Raw genomic sequence first — 15,127 nt, forward strand, 5'->3', positions numbered from 1 at the left:
CGACCAGAAAGGCGCCCCGTTCAGACGGTCGCCACCTGAGGGGATTGCTGCGCCTTCCCCCGTCCGAGCCGCCGCTCCCAGGCGAGTGCGTGGCGAACGATGGTGGGCAAATCGTCAAGCAGAGGCTCCCAGCCCAGTTCGTCACGAATGCGCTGCGCGCCTGCTACAAGCGTCGCCGGATCGCCGGAGCGCCGTGGAGAGATCTTCACGGGGAAATCCACCCCGGACACCTGCTTGACCACTTCAACGACGTCCCGCACCGAATAACCGCGGCCGTAGCCGCAATTAAGCGTCAGGTTTTGCCCCCCCGCGCGCAGCGCATTGAGCGCGGCCACATGGGCGCGGGCCAGGTCCGAAACATGGATGTAGTCCCTGATGCAGGTTCCATCGGGCGTGGCATAGTCGGTGCCGAATATCTCCAGCCCGGCCCGCTCGCCAGTTGCCACCTGGCTCGCCACCTTGATGAGGTGGGTGGCCTGGCGGGAGGACTGGCCGGCGCGGCCCTCCGGGTCAGCCCCCGCGACGTTGAAATAGCGAAGCACCGTGTATTGGAGGCCGTGGGCCCGGGCGGTGTCTGCCAGCATCCACTCGCTCATCAGCTTCGAGCGTCCGTAGGGATTGATGGGGGCTGCCGGATGATCCTCCGAAATCACACCCGCGCCAGGGTCGCCATAGACCGCAGCCGTAGATGAGAAAATAATGCGCTTCACCCCAGCGGCCACAGCGGCTGCGAACAGGCTGCGGGTCTTGGCCGTGTTGCCGAGATAATAGCCAAGCGGATCGGAAACCGAATCTGGAACGACGATCTTTGCCGCAAAATGAATGATTTCCGTGATTCCGTATTCGGCGACGAGGCGCGCAACGAGCGCAGCATCACTCACGTCGCCCACCACCAGCCGGGCGGCTGGATGCAAGGAATCTGCGAAGCCGGTCGAGAGATCGTCGAGAACGACGACGTCCTCGGCACGGTCGACCAAAGCGAGGACGACATGGCTTCCGATATAACCGGCTCCGCCGGTAACAAGAATGGACATTCCTAACCCACAGCACCAAGGATCAACCAACGCGCGCATTCTTGCCCGACTCACGCTGGGTCGCAAGGAGGGCTCCCATGCCAGCGTCCTTGTAGCGGTTTTCCCAGCACCCAGCACCACCGACCGCCGTCATATCAACCGGTGGCAATGCGTTAATCTCCTGTCCCACGGCTTTGGACGACAGATGACACGAAGGGAGCGGGAGAGAATTTTTATGTCTCCTACGTATAAAGTGGGATATGGATTTTCTTTTTCCATTAAAAATCGGAACATACAGAAGTATTTCTTGAATTTTGACCCACTATTTCGTCATTTTTAATTATCACACAAAACTAAAATAAGGATGAAAAGGCTGGATTCACGAACGTTGCAGCCCAACCTGGCACGTCAGATCGCCCTCATTGATTGCATCCGGTTTTTTCTCGACCTGACGGGCTTCGCACGTTATAGCTGACCCACGGGCGATGCGAGGGAGTTCATGCTCAGGTCAGGGCAGAGTACTTCGGCGTCACACGAGGCCGCATCGGGCGGAGCCGCAAGAGACAAGGCTGCATCGGGGCTATTCGCGCCGAAGCGCCGGAGTGCGCGCACCAAACCGGTGGTTCTGTCGTCTGTGGAAAATTGCATCTCCATGACGCTGGAATCTGCCCAAGCATGGCTGCGTACCCGAGCCCTCAGACCGTTTTTGACCTTTCGATAATTGGGCATGCCTGCCGCCTCCCCGGGGCCAATGACATGGCAGCGCTCTGGTCGCAGTTGATGGCCGGCACGTCCGCCGTCAGCGACCTTCCCCAAGGTCGCTGGCCAGTGGACCGGGGACAGCACCCCCGCAAGAGCGAGCCGGGTTTCTCCTATACGTTCGCCGGCGGCTATATCGACGATCCGTTCGCTTTCGACCCCAGCGTCTTCGGCATCTCCCCACGCGAAGCACAGCAGATCGATCCGCAGCAGCGTCTTCTGCTCGAAGTTGTGTGGGAAGCCCTGGAAGATGCCGGGCTCTCACCTTCCGCAACGGCACGTGAGCCCATCGGCGTTTATGTGGGCGCGTCGAACGTCGACTACCAGACGGCCGCATCGGGCGATCCCGCGGCCATGGAAAGCCATTTCATGACAGGGAATTCCCTGTCCATCATCTCTAACCGCGTCTCCTACATCTTCGATTGGCGAGGCCCGAGCTTCACCGTCGATTCGGCATGCTCGTCCTCCTTCGTCGCCCTTGCCCAGGCGGCCAAGGCGCTGCGTGCGGGAGAGATCGATACGGCCGTCGTGGCAGGTGTGAACCTGCTGCTGTCGCCGGCGCCCTATATCGGCTTCTCCCGTGCATCCATGCTGTCGCCCACGGGGCGCTGCCGCCCCTTTTCCGCAGGAGCGGACGGCTATGTGCGCTCGGAAGGCGCCATCGCCATCGTGCTGCGCCGATCAGACGTCGCGCGGGCCGCGGGCAACCGTTCCCATGCCACCATCGTCGGGGCGGGTGTCAATTCGGACGGCCGCACGTCTGGCATCTCGTTGCCTTCGGTCGAAGGCCAGAGGAGCCTGATCGCCCGCATCTATGAAGACCTCGGCATCGACGGCAGTGCGCTGGCGTTCGTCGAGGCCCATGGTACGGGCACGCCTGTCGGCGACCCCATCGAGGCGGAAGCCATCGGCAGCGCCCTGCGTCATGGCCGTTCCACGCCCCTGCCCGTCGGCTCGGTGAAGTCCAATATCGGCCACCTCGAATGCGTGTCGGGCCTCGCCGGCCTGGCCAAGGCGACGCTGGCGGTCAAGCATGGCCTGTATCCGCGCACGCTCCATCTCGATGGGCTCAATCCCAATATCGCATTCGACGCCCTGAACCTTGCGCCGGCTGCGGCGCACGTGCCGCTCGACCTGCAGAAAACGCCCTTTGCCGGTGTCTGCAACTACGGCTTCGGCGGCACCAACGCTCACGTCGTCCTCAAGGCAGCGGCTCCGGCGCCAGCGCCATCCGAACCCGCATCCGACGCGCGACTTCTTGTGGTCTCCGCCAAGTCCCAGGAAGCCCTTCGTGCCCTTGCGGAAAGCTATGCGTCGCTCCTCGATCAGGAGACCGCGCCGGCTGCCACCATCGCCGGCGGTGCACGCTATCAGAGAGAGTTGTTCGACACCCGCTTGGCCGTCCCCGTCGGCCCGGGACCGGACGTGGCGACCCAACTGCGCAGCTTCGCGCGCGGCGAAAAGACAGAGATCGCGGTCGGCAAGGCGCCCGCGCGGTCCGGCAAGGTGGCGTTCCTCTATAGCGGCAATGGCAGCCAGTGGGTCGGCATGGGCCGCGCGGCCCATGCCCGAAACGACGCCTTCCGCACGCACTTCGCGGCTGTCGATGCGGCCTATCAAAAGGTCGCTGGCTGGTCGCTGGCGGAAACCCTGGCCTCGCCTGCCCTCGCCACACAGATCGAGAAGACCTCGGTCGCCCAGCCCCTGATCTTCGCCATCCAGATTGCCCTTACGGCAGCCCTTGGCGAAGAAGGCATCAAGCCGGACGTCGTGCTCGGTCACAGCGTGGGCGAGGTGGCGGCGGCCATGGTCTCGGGCGCTCTCGATCTTGAAGCGGCGATCCATCTCATTCACCACCGCAGCCTGCGGCAGGAGATGGTCGCAGGTCGCGGCCGGATGCTCGCGCTCGCGACGTGCGAGGAGCAGGCCGAGGCGTTCCTCGCCTCCCTCGGCCGCCAGGATCTGAACATCGCCGCCGTCAATGGCCCCCGCTCCGTCACCCTGTCCGGCACCACCGAGGCCATTGCGCTGGCGGAAAAGTCCGCGCGCCTGCAGCGGATCGCGACCGTCTCCATCGGCGTGGATTATCCGTTCCATTCGGTGCTGCTCGATGTGGCGCAGCAGGGCATTCTCGATGACCTAAAGTCGTTGAGGCCCGGCGAGACGCGCACGGATTTCGTCTCTACCGTCACAGGTGGCCCGTTGGCCGGCACCGCCCTCGATGCCACCTATTGGTGGCATAATATCCGGGAGCCGGTGCGCTTCTCGGATGCGGTGGTCGCAGCCGGCCGGCTCGGCGCCACGCATTTCATCGAGATCGGCCCGCGCCCCATCCTCACCGGCGCAGCCACAGAGACGCTCCGGCAGGCGGAACTGCCGTCTGAGTGCATCTCCAGCCTGTCCGAGCGCGACGACACCGCTGCGGGCGATCCGGTGCGCGCCATCGCGGCGCAGGCCTTCGTGCGCGGCATGGAGATCGACTCCGCGCGGGCGTTCGGACCACCGACCGCCACGCCCCTGCCGTTGCCGCATTACCCCTGGCAGCGTCAGCGCTTCGTGATGGCCAACACCACGGAAGCGCTTGAGCTTTACGGCCGCATGTTCGGCGCGGCCCCGTCTCATCCGTTGCTCGGGCGCCGCGTGAGCCAGAACGTGCCGGAATGGCGCGGCTTCGCCGACCACGAGATCGCCCCGTATCTCGCCGACCATCGCGTGGAAGGCGAGGTGGTGGTCCCGGCGGCCGCCATCGCGGAGATGATGCTGTCCGTGGGACGCGAAATCCACGGCGACGTGCCGATGGAGCTGCGCGACTTCGACGTGCTGCGCGCCCTCTCCGTGCCCGAGGGCACGATGCGCGAGATTTCCACCCGCTTCGACGAGACCACGCAGACCTGCTCGGTGTGGGCGCGCCGTCGTCTCAGCGGCGCGGAGTTCCTGCTGCACGCCATCGGGCGGGTGGTGCCGGCCACCGGAACGCCGGTGCTCCAGCCAGACCCCGACCCGGCCCGCCTTCGTTACTCCGACGCCGCTGATGTCTACGCGGCCGCGACCAGCTGCGGCCTCAACTACGGGCCGAGCTTCCAGCGCGCCGTGGCGGTGGAACGCGACGGTGACAGCGGCATCACCACCCTCGCCGCCGGCACCCTGCCGCTGGGGCTGTTCACCGACCGGCACATGATCGATCCGGCCGCGCTCGACGCCTCGCTGCACGCGCTCTTTCTCGACGCGCATGTGGTGGACGGGGAGACCCGCACCAATCTCCCGGTCCGCATCCGCTCGCTCCGCCTCTGGCAGCCCGGCGTGGCAATCGCCAAATCCGTTACCCACCGGACCCACGAAAGCCGGTTCACCACCTCCGTCGACATCACCCTCCATGCCGCCGACGGCAGCGTGGTCGCGGACGTGCGCGGACTGGTGCTGCGCGAGGTCGTGCTCTCGCGGCGGAGTGACGAGGAGCGGCGTTTCCGCGTCACTTACGACGCGCTGAGGCAGGCATCGGCTACGCCTGCGGGCGCGGTCGATCTCGCGGGCCTGACTGCCGAGCCGCTGGATGCCTTCCTGCTGCTGCGCGGCTTTGTGCGTTCCCTCGTGCGCGAGACCATCGTCGCGCTGGCGGGGGGACTCGATGTCGTGCCCGCACGCCTCATCGCCGTCGGTCGACTGGCGGCCGAGGCGGAGGGGCGCCTCACCGCGCTCATGGACCAGTTCGCAGCGACCGGCCTGGCCGAGCGAACCGCGGAAGGCTGGCTCATCACTACGGCCGAGTTGCCGCCGTCAGATCTGCTCTTTCGTACGCTGGCCGAGCGCTATCCCGAGGCCAATGCGGAAGTCCGGCTCGCGGCCCAGCTGAAGGCGACGCTGGCACCGCACCTTGCGCAGGGCGCTTCTCTGGAACTTCCGCCTTCGCTCGCCGACCTCGTCGCCGAGGACGGCATCGCTTTCTCTGCCGGCCTCGGGGCGGTCCGGGCGGCAGTGGAGGAGCGCATCGCGGCCTGCGCCCCCGTGCGTCCGCACATCCTGCTGCCGCGTCCCTGGACCGCCGGGCTGGTGCGCACGCTCCTCCCCTTGGTCCGCGAAGGGCTTGTCCAGGTGACGTTGGCCGGGGCGGACGCAGCCGGCTTCGAGAAGGTGACGTCGCGCACAGGAGCCGGTGATCTCTTCTTCCTCGACACCGCAGCCGCGGGCGGGGACGAGGCGCCCGACTTCGCTCCGGTCGATCTGGTGGCGGGGCTCGCAGCCCAGGCGCCTTTCGGCGGCGATCCGGCCGAGGCCGCGCGCATCGGCGCAATCGCCGCAGGTGCCCGGTGCCTCGTCGCCGAGCCCCCCTTCGACGGGCTCCTCGACGTCCTCGTTTCCCCGCAGCCGGCCGGCGCACAGCGAGGACAGATCGAGGTCCTTCTCGCGCACATGAACTGCGCGCCGGTAGAGGCGATCCCGCTCGCCGACGGCCTCTCCACAGCATTCAGCGGCCCTGTTGCGGCCCATTCGGACGGGCGGATGGCCGGTCCCGTTCTGGTCCTCGGCGGTAGCGGCACGGATGCATTCGCCCAAGCGCTGACGCGCGACGGCGACACCATCATCGACGACCTGATTCTTCCGTCCGTTGAGCGGTCCGAAGCACACGGGACGGTCATTTTCCCCGTCGCGTTCGAGCCAGCCTGGGCGCCCAGGGCCGCGCTGGTGCAGAGGCTGCTCGACCTCAAGCGCGTGCTCGAATGGGCGAATGCGAGCACGGGCAAGCTGACCCTTTGGCTCGTGACGGCCGGCGGCCGCCAGCTCGCCGGTGAGACCGTCGATCCCGCCGCCGTGGCCATCTCGGCCTTCTACCGCGTAGCGCTCAACGAGCATCCAGGCCTCGATCTGCGCCTCGTCGACGTAGATGCATTCGACGCCGAAGCCGCCCGCCGCGTGCGCGAGATCGTCGATCTGCAAAGCGCCGAGGCGGAGCGTGTCTCCCGCACGGACGGCGAGTTCGGCGTGCGCGTCCTGCGCGGCGAAGCCATCGCCCGGGAGAAGGTGTCAGACACCCGGCGGGTGCAGCTCGACGTGCCCCAGCAGGGCGCCGTCAGCTCCATGGAATGGGTGATGCGCGATCGCGTCGCGCCTCAGGGCGACGAGGTCGAAATCGAGGTGGCAGCGACCGGCCTCAATTTCCGCGACGTGATGCTGGCGCTCGGTGCGCTCGACGACGATATCCTCGGGCCTGGCCTCACCAGCGCCTCGCTCGGCTTTGAATGCGCCGGGACGGTGGTCCGCGTGGGTCCGCAGGTTAGCCATCTCGTCGTGGGAGACCGGGTGATGGGCTTTGCCCCGGACGCCTTTGCCTCCCACGTCACGGTGCCCGGCTGGTTCGCCTTCAAGGTGCCGGATGGTGTTTCGGAGGTGGCCGCGGCCAGCATTCCGGTGGCCTTTGCCACGGCGTGGTATGGCCTCGTAGAATGTGCGCGCCTGCGCGCCAACGAGACGGTGCTCGTCCACGGCGCCGCCGGTGGCGTCGGTCTTGCCGCCGTCGAGATCGCTCTTGCACGCGGCGCACGCGTGATCGCCACCGCAGGCACGCCCGAGAAGGCGGCTCTGCTCAAGGGTCTGGGCGTCGCCGCGGTCTACAATTCCCGGGACGTTGATTTCGCAGCGGAGATCGAACGCGACTTCGGCAAGGTGGACGTGGTGCTGAATTCGCTGGCCGGTGAAGCCATGACGGCCAGCCTGCAGCTGGTGAAGCCGTTCGGCCGCTTCGTGGAACTCGGCAAGCGCGACTTCCTCGCCAACACCAGCATCGGACTGCGGCCATTCGCCCGCAATCTCAGCTATTTCGGCGTGGACCTCGACCAGCTTCTGGCACACGACCCGGAACGCGCCAAGGCCATGATGCAGGACATCAATGCCGCCTTTGCGTCCGGCGCGCTCCGACCCATCCCATATCGGCTGATGGACGGGGACGAAGTGGAGGAAGCCTTCCGCCAGATGCAGGCAGCGCGCCACGTGGGCAAGATTGTCGTGCGTCCCCCGATGCATGGCAGGGTGCGTCCGCAGATGCCCGCGCTCGCGCTGCGCGAAGGCGTCCATCTCGTGCTGGGCGGCAATGGCGGCTTCGGGCTTGAGACGGCCCTGTGGCTGGCGGCCCAGACCGCCGGCACGGTGGCCATCGCCTCGCGCTCTGGCGTGCGCGCGGCCGGCGATCTTTCCCGCATCGAGGCGGCCCGCGCGGCCGGCGCGCGGATCGTTGTCGAGCAGGCGGATGCCCGCGACGAGGCGGCGCTTGAGGCTCTGGTGGAGCGGCTCGTCGCCGCGCACGGCCCGCTTCGCAGCGTGGTCCACACCGCCATGGTGCTGCGCGACGGCGCCATTCCCAACCTTGATGCGGAGAGCCTCGACGCCGTTCTGGCGCCGAAGGTCGATGGCGTTCTGACCCTCGACCGGATCACCGAGAGGCATCCGGTCGACCATTTCGTCGTCTACTCCTCCGCCTCGGCCATGATCGGCAGTCCCGGCCAGGGCGCCTATGTCGCGGCCAACGCCTTCCTGGAAGGCGTGGTGCGCAACCGCCGCGCGCGCGGGCTTCCGGGCCTTGCGGTCGCCTGGGGTGCCATCTCCGACGCCGGCGTCATCGCCAAGGACCAGGAACTCGGCCAGAGGCTGACGCGGGCCACCGGCGTCGCCGGCATCGCCTCCGCCGAGGCGCTCGGCTTCCTCGGCCGGCTGATGGCGCAGGGCATGGCGGCGGATGTGGTGAACGTCTATGCGCAGGTGAACCGCACCGCCATCGCCAGCCAGCTGCCGGTGCTGCGCACGCCCACCTTCCCCCGCCTGTTCTCTTCCGCGGCCGATGGGGCAGCGGGGAGCGGCGAGGATCTGATGGAGCAGATCGCCGGTCTCGGCGATGCGGAGGCGCGCGTGCTTCTGCGCGAGGTGCTGGGCCGCGAGGTCGCCGGCATCCTGCGCCTGCCGCCGGACGCGGTGACGGGTTCGGCGGCGCTGTCCGAACTCGGCATGGATTCGCTGATGGCTCTGGAGTTGCGCCTGACGCTGGAGAAGAAGTTCGGCTTCGAGCTGCCCCTGCTCTCCATCGGCAGCGGACGCACGCTGGACGATCTGGCGGCCGTCGCATTGTCGAGCCTCAGGACGCCCGAGAACGCCGAACCTGCCGAGACAGCCGCCTCGGCTGTGGTTCTGGCTCCCGAGGAAGCCGCTCTTGCGGCCCGGCACGGCGTGCGGCTCGACGCGGAGTCCATCGAGGCCCTGAGGCCCGTGCCATGAGCGGGCGTCGCGGACTGTCGGACGAGGATCTCGCGCACCTGCTGGGCGAGATGCGTGCGGGCACGGCGGCGCCAGCGCCCGCTCCCTCCCCCGCCTTCGTGGATCGGGACGGGCTGCTCTCATTCGAGAGCCTGCCGCGCTACAAGGAACTGACGGCGCAGCAAGCGGCGGCTGACATGCTGGGGCTGAAGAACCCCTACCACCGGCTGCACGAGGGACGATCCGGTGCCACCGCTCGCATCGACGGGCGCGAGGTCGTCAATTTCGCGAGCTACGATTATCTCGGCCTCAATGGCGATCCGCGCATCACCCGCGCCGTAGCCGCCGCGGTCGAGACGTGGGGCACAAGCGTCTCCGGCAGCCGCCTGTCGTCGGGTGAGCGTCCGGCGCATCTGGCGCTGGAGCGGGCGCTGGCCGACGTCTACGGGGCGCAGGATGCGGTCGCGTTCGTGAGCGGCCACGCCACCGCCATCGCCGCCCTTCCGACGCTGATGGGCCCGAAGGATCTCGTCGTCACCGACGCCTTCATGCACAACAGCGTGGTGCTCGGCGCCCAGTATTCGCCGGCCACCCGCCGCAGCTTCCCGCACAACGATCTCGATGCGCTGGAGACCATGCTGGGTCGCGAGCGCCACCGCTTCGAGCGGGTGCTGGTCGTCAGCGAGGGACTGTTCTCCATGGATGGCGACGGGCCGGACCTCGCCCGGCTGGTTGCCTTGAAGGAGCGGTTCGGCTTCTGGCTGATGATCGACGACGCGCACGGCCTCGGGGTGCTCGGCGCGACCGGACGCGGCATCGCCGAGCATGCGGGCGTCGATCCGCGGGCCGTGGATATCTGGTTCGGCACGCTGTCAAAGTCGCTGGTGAGCTGCGGCGGCTATATCGCCGGGCCGGCGGCGATGGTGAGCTATCTCAAGGCCTTCGCGCCAGGCATGGTCTACAGCGTCGGCCTGCCGGTGCCGGTGGCCGAAGCCGCGCGCACGGCGCTGGGCCTGGTGCTGGAGGAGCAGGAGCGCGTGCAGCGGCTCCAGGCCAACAGCCGGGCCTTCCGCGATGGTGCGGCCGCGCTCGGCCTCGACGTGGGGCCGTCCTGGGGTGCGGGCATCGTGCCGATCATGGTGGGCGAGACGATCCGGACCGTGATCCTCGCCCAGCGCCTGCTGGAACGCGGCATCAACGCGTTCCCGGTGCTGCCGCCGGGGGTGCCGGAACGCTCGGCGCGGCTGCGCTTCTTCCTCTCCGCATCGCATCGGCCAGAGCAGATCGACGCGGCGCTGACTGCGCTTTCTGAAGAGGCCACTGCGCTGGGCCTGATCAAGGATCGACCGCGCTGAGCGCATCGATCCACGCGGCGAAGGCGCGGTCCCAGTCAAGAAGCGGACGCTCCGCCAGTGCCCCCGCGCGAAGGACACTGCGAGCCGCCGCGTCCTCCACCAATCGTGCGGTGCCTGCGACGAAGCCGGGCACATCTCCGGGCCTGAACAACAGGCCGTTGACGCTGTTGCGCACCTGCCCGGGCAGGCCGCCGGCCTCAAGCGCGAGCACGGGAACTCCGCTCGCGAGGGCCTCGTAGACGGCAAGGCTGGCGTTCTCGAAGCGCGACAAGGTGGCGTAAAGATCGCTGTTGGCGAGAAGGACGCCAATCTCCGCGCGCGGCACCGGCCCGGCGAGGAAACCGCAGGGCAGCGCCGCGACCAGTTGCTCGACCTCCCCCCGCAGGGCGCCATCGCCGGCGACCACCACCGCCAGCGCATCGCCCAGCCTCTCGGCGAGCGCCGGCAGCACCCGCCGCCAGTCCGCCCAGCCCTTGTCGGCGGTCAGCCGGCCGGCGATCAGCATCACCGCCCGGCCATCGAGATCGGGACGGCCCCAGCGCGCGCGCCAGTAGCCGGGACGGCGCAGATCGGGACGGAAGTCCTGTGTATCCGTCCCGTTGAACCGGCCGGCGAGGCCGTTCGCGAGGCCGACACGTTGGAGCCGTGCAAGGGTGGCCGCGCTTGGGACAAGGGTGGCGTCGTAGCGATTGTAAAGCCGCGCCACCGCCCGCCAGAACGCCGCGCGCAGGGGGGCATAAAGACCGTAACGGCTGCCACCACCACCCAGATAGTCGGCGAAATTGGTGTGGAAGAAGGCGACCAGCGGCACGCGGTGGCGCCGCGCGAAGGCGTGGGCGGGAAGGCGGCGCAGGCCCAGGGCGAGACGCTCGGGCTCATCCACGTGAATGAGGTCGGGTCGGAAAGCGGCAAGCGCCCGGTCGATCTCGCCCCCGGCTTCCGGCACCACGTTGCGGTCCGACGCCGCCGCACCGAAGGGCGCACTCGGCAATCCCGCAAAGGTGACGGCCGGCGACAGACCGGCGGGTCGTGCGCCGTCCGCAGCTGCGGGCGCCAGCAGCAGCACCTCGTCGCTCCGCGCCACCAGCCGGCGAACGCGGGCATCGACGCTGACGGTGACACCATCGAGCACCGGCAGAACGCCGGAGGCGAGGATGGCGATCCTCATGCCGGCCTCCTCAAGCGGGGACCGGACTGGTGTCTGCCGGAACGGCGCCGAAGGCGCGGTACATGGCGAGAAGGTCGAGCGCCATGTCGCGCTCGGTGCGCTCGTAGGAAGTCGTCCGGCTGAGGGCCGCAGCGAGGCCGGGCTCGTCCACGAAGCGTTGGAGCACCAGAGCCAGCGCCTCGGCGTCGCCGCGCGGGAAGGAGAAGCCGTTGACGCCCTCCTCCACGAACTCGGTCATGCCCGGCACGTCGGAAACGATGACCGGCGTGTGCGTGGCGAGGGCCTTCAGCAGGGTCAGCGGTGCATTCTCGAACCAGGTGGAGGGCATGACCAGCACGTCCACCTCTGCCAGCAATCCTGCCATCTCCGCTTCCGGAAAGGTGCCGCGGAACCGCGCCGGCAAGGGCGGGACCGTCTGCTCGGCCACCGCGCGCAGATCGCGGGCATAGGCCGGTGACAGGCTCTCCGACCCCCAGATATCGACGGTGAAGGCATCGCGCGGCAGGGCCCGCAACGCCTGGAGCAGCAGGTGCGGCCCCTTGTGATAGGCGAGCTGGCCGATGAAGCCGAAGCGAACCGGACGGGCGGGCGCGACGGGCTTTGGCGTGCGGTCGATTTCGACGCCGAACGGCGAGCGGAACAGCGGCGGCCCCGCCCCATAGGCATCAAACAGCTCGGCAAGGAACGCGCTGGGCGCAAAGGCCGCCCGGCAATGGGCAAAAGCAACGCGCAGCACGTGCGCCCGGTCGCGAACAGCCCGCGCGTCGCGTCCGAGCGAGAACGGCAGCACGGGCGCGAGCGTGGCGGCCGTCACGGCGGCAGCGGAACGGACGGCGGGCTGCGCCAGAATGCGCCAGAATACGCTGTCCGGCCGCTCGGCCGACCGCGCGAGAAGGCCGCAGGACAGGCAATTGCTGCGGATCGCATTCGGCCCATGACACAGGCCGCCATCCGGCAGCTCCAGCCGGGTGGTGATGCAGAGATTGAAAAAGTCCGTCAGCGTCGCAAATGTCGGGATGCCCAGCCGCGCGGTCACATGCGGCAGAACAGCAGTGAAATTGGCGAGGTGACAGATGTGCACCACGTCCGGCGCGAGCGTGTGCAGGATGCGTTCGAGGAGCGGAGCAAGGCCGGGATGGTCGTAATCCTCACGGGCCGAGCGGGAGGGAGTCCGGTTGCGGTCGATCCGCACCACCGGAATGCCCTCGACTTCGTAGCGTACGATCTCCTCCGCCTGCTCGGGCTCGCCGGCCGACCGCGCGGTCACGACGGTAGGGGCATGTCCCAGCGCCTTGAACTGGCGCGCCAGCGCGAGCGTGTAGGCCTCGGTGCCGTAGACGTGGTCCGGATAGAAGGCGTGCACGAACAGTGCGACGCGCAATGGCCGCAGCGAGAGTCTCGGAACATCCTGCGGCACGCCGCGCATCGAATCTGAACCTCCTGCGATGCCAGCGATTGGCTTACTCTGCGTTGTGATAGCCGTGCAACCGATGTGAGATGACAACGTGTTACGGGGCCGCAACCACCCGAGGTAGACATTCGGCACGTTTTTGTTGCACCGCGAAAGGGAATGAGCGAAGGGATTGCAGACGGCTGGAGGTCAGCGCGAGCGGCGCCCGGGCGATCCTGCACGCCTGATCGCGGATTCCAGCCGCATCCAGGCCGAACTCGGCTGGCGGCCACGGTTCGACGATCTCGAGGTCATCGTCCGCTCGGCTCTGGACTGGGAAGAGACTCTGGCGCGCCGGCAGCTTCAGCCGGCCTGAGGCCTCAAGTGCCCTTCCTAGCCGCGGACGGCAGCCTCGCATAAACTGCGGCAGGCGCCCATTGATGCGCTGGCTGGATCGGGAGCGGCATGTTCGACGCGGTTATCATCGGCGGCGGTCCGGCAGGGGCGTCGTGCGCGCTCTGGCTGAAGATGCTCGGCTTCCGGCCCTGCATCGTCGAGCGCCGGCCGGTGCTGGGCGGGCTGGGAAACGACAATCCCTATCCCAACCAGTGGATCGCGCCGATCCGCGACAAGACCGGCATCGAGATTGCCGCCGAGGTCGACCGCCACATGCGCGACCACGACATCGTCTGTCGCACCGGCGAGGCGGTGACGGAACTGGAGGTGGTGCCCGGCGGCTTCCGCATCACCACCGCCACCGGCGAGATGGTGATGGGGCGCGCCTGCGTCCTCGCCACCGGCGTGCGGCCGGTGAAGGGCGGGTTCACGGCCTCGGAGAACATCATCATCGGCCCTGGCCAAACCCTGTTCAATGCGGACTTCGAGGGGCGCTCCGTCGCCATCCTCGGTGGCGGCGACAATGCGTTCGAGAACTACATCTTCGTGCGCAAGCGCGGCGCCGCCCGCGTCACCCTCTTCGCCCGCACCATCAGGGCGCGGCGCGAGTTCCTGGAGAAGGTGCCACCGGCGGACGTGCGCATCGGCCCCTATCCGGTGGAGCCGGACCTGCCGGCGGTGGCGGGCGAGCGGTTCGAGCGGTTCCTCGTGCTCTATGGCTGGGAGCCCTATCTGCCCTACGCGCGCCACCTGGGCCTCGCGCGGGATGCCCGCGGCTTCGTCGAGACCAGCCTCGATTGCGAAACCTCGGTGCCCAACCTCTACGCCATCGGCGAGATCGCGCAGCGGATGCATCCGTGCTGCGTCACCTCCATGGCCGACGGGGTGGTGGCCGCCAAGGCTATCCAGCGCACGCTGGAGCAGGACGCCGTGGCCCGCTTCGCTGAACGCGTCCGCCGCGCCGCAGCCGATGCGGCACCCACCGTGCACAAGCCGCGCATCAAGTAGACGCCCTCAGGAGGCGGCCACCGTCGCCCGGCCCGCGAGAGAGAGCCGCTCGCGGGCACCGGAAACCGCAAGACACGACGCCTCGGGCGCGGCGAGGGCGGCCGCGATCTCGGGCCGGCGCAGCAAAGCGGCCGATGCCTCATAGGCCGCACCAACCGACGCGAGCATGGGCGCCTGCGTCACCTCCGCCACCACGCAAGCGGGGCGCGGGGAGAAAACGACGATCCGGTCGGCGAGGCGCACCGCCTCGGTCACGTCGTGGGTGACGAACAGCACCGCCGCCCCTGCCCCTTCCACCTCTGCCCGCAGCAGCGCCTGGAGATCGTGGCGCAGGCCCACGTCGAGGGCGGAGAACGGCTCGTCCATCAGCACGAGATCCGGCGAAAGGGCGAAGGCGCGGGCGATGGCGACCCGCTGCATCATGCCGCCCGAGAGCTGGGACGGGCGCTTGTCCAGATCCCGCACCGAAAAGCCGAGGCGCAGCAGGATCGCCTCGGCGATGGCGCGCCGCTCGGTCTTGCCCATTCCCGCCGCCTTGAGGCCGAAGGCGGCATTGTCGCGCGCATCGGCCCAGGGCAGCAGGCGCGGGTCCTGAAACACCATGGCCACGCGGCGAAAGCCGTTCTCGACCCGTCCGGCGGTCGCCCGCTCGACCCCGGCAGCGATGCGCAAAAGACTGGTCTTGCCGCATCCCGACGGCCCGAGCAGAACCACGAGCTCGCCCGCGCCGATATGAAGGTCGATCCCGGCGATGATCTCGGCCTCGCCGAACCGCAGCATCAGGCCGCTCAGGGATAGCATC

General features: G+C 68.3%; 7 protein-coding genes and 1 pseudogene. 4 read left to right on the plus strand and 4 right to left on the minus strand.

What is annotated here, in order from left to right:
- Window positions 1–20: 20 nt before the first annotated feature.
- Entirely contained in the window at window positions 21–1,034 is a 1,014-nt protein-coding gene (gene galE, locus V5F74_RS01780) for a UDP-glucose 4-epimerase GalE (RefSeq protein ID WP_029558209.1), read from the minus strand.
- Window positions 1,035–1,688: 654 nt separating this feature from the next.
- On the opposite strand from galE, the gene V5F74_RS01785 reads away from it, so the two are divergent.
- Both V5F74_RS01785 and V5F74_RS01790 read left to right on the plus strand, forming a co-directional pair.
- A complete protein-coding gene (locus V5F74_RS01785; protein ID WP_394005928.1) occupies window positions 1,689–9,029 on the plus strand; it encodes an SDR family NAD(P)-dependent oxidoreductase in 7,341 nt (2,446 codons plus the stop codon).
- The gene (locus tag V5F74_RS01790; RefSeq protein WP_394005930.1) at window positions 9,026–10,363 is read left to right on the plus strand and encodes an aminotransferase class I/II-fold pyridoxal phosphate-dependent enzyme; all 1,338 of its coding nucleotides are present in this window, start codon (window positions 9,026–9,028) and stop codon (window positions 10,361–10,363) included. The genes V5F74_RS01785 and V5F74_RS01790 overlap by 4 nt, the downstream gene beginning before the upstream one ends.
- Here V5F74_RS01790 and V5F74_RS01795 read toward each other — a convergent pair.
- Entirely contained in the window at window positions 10,344–11,531 is a 1,188-nt protein-coding gene (locus V5F74_RS01795) for a glycosyltransferase (protein ID WP_029558206.1), read from the minus strand. The two genes, V5F74_RS01790 and V5F74_RS01795, sit on opposite strands and share 20 nt — an antisense overlap.
- Window positions 11,532–11,541: 10 nt before the next feature.
- Window positions 11,542–12,957, minus strand: a complete 1,416-nt coding sequence (locus V5F74_RS01800) for a glycosyltransferase (protein ID WP_051679198.1) — start codon at window positions 12,955–12,957, stop codon at window positions 11,542–11,544.
- 184 nt (window positions 12,958–13,141) lie between these two features.
- Between V5F74_RS01800 and V5F74_RS01805 the strand changes: the two are divergent.
- Both V5F74_RS01805 and V5F74_RS01810 read left to right on the plus strand, forming a co-directional pair.
- Window positions 13,142–13,297, plus strand: a pseudogene (locus V5F74_RS01805) (UDP-glucose 4-epimerase GalE); the annotation flags it as partial.
- Between the two features lie 89 nt (window positions 13,298–13,386).
- Window positions 13,387–14,325, plus strand: a complete 939-nt coding sequence (locus V5F74_RS01810) for an NAD(P)/FAD-dependent oxidoreductase (RefSeq protein WP_394005933.1) — start codon at window positions 13,387–13,389, stop codon at window positions 14,323–14,325.
- 6 nt (window positions 14,326–14,331) lie between these two features.
- On the opposite strand, the gene V5F74_RS01815 is transcribed toward V5F74_RS01810, so the two are convergent.
- Complete coding sequence (locus V5F74_RS01815; RefSeq protein ID WP_394005935.1) at window positions 14,332–15,126, minus strand: ABC transporter ATP-binding protein; 795 nt, start codon at window positions 15,124–15,126, stop codon at window positions 14,332–14,334.
- Window position 15,127: the final 1 nt, after the last annotated feature.

The sequence above is a fragment of the Xanthobacter aminoxidans genome (assembly GCF_043193615.1).
Lineage (GTDB): Bacteria > Pseudomonadota > Alphaproteobacteria > Rhizobiales > Xanthobacteraceae > Xanthobacter > Xanthobacter aminoxidans.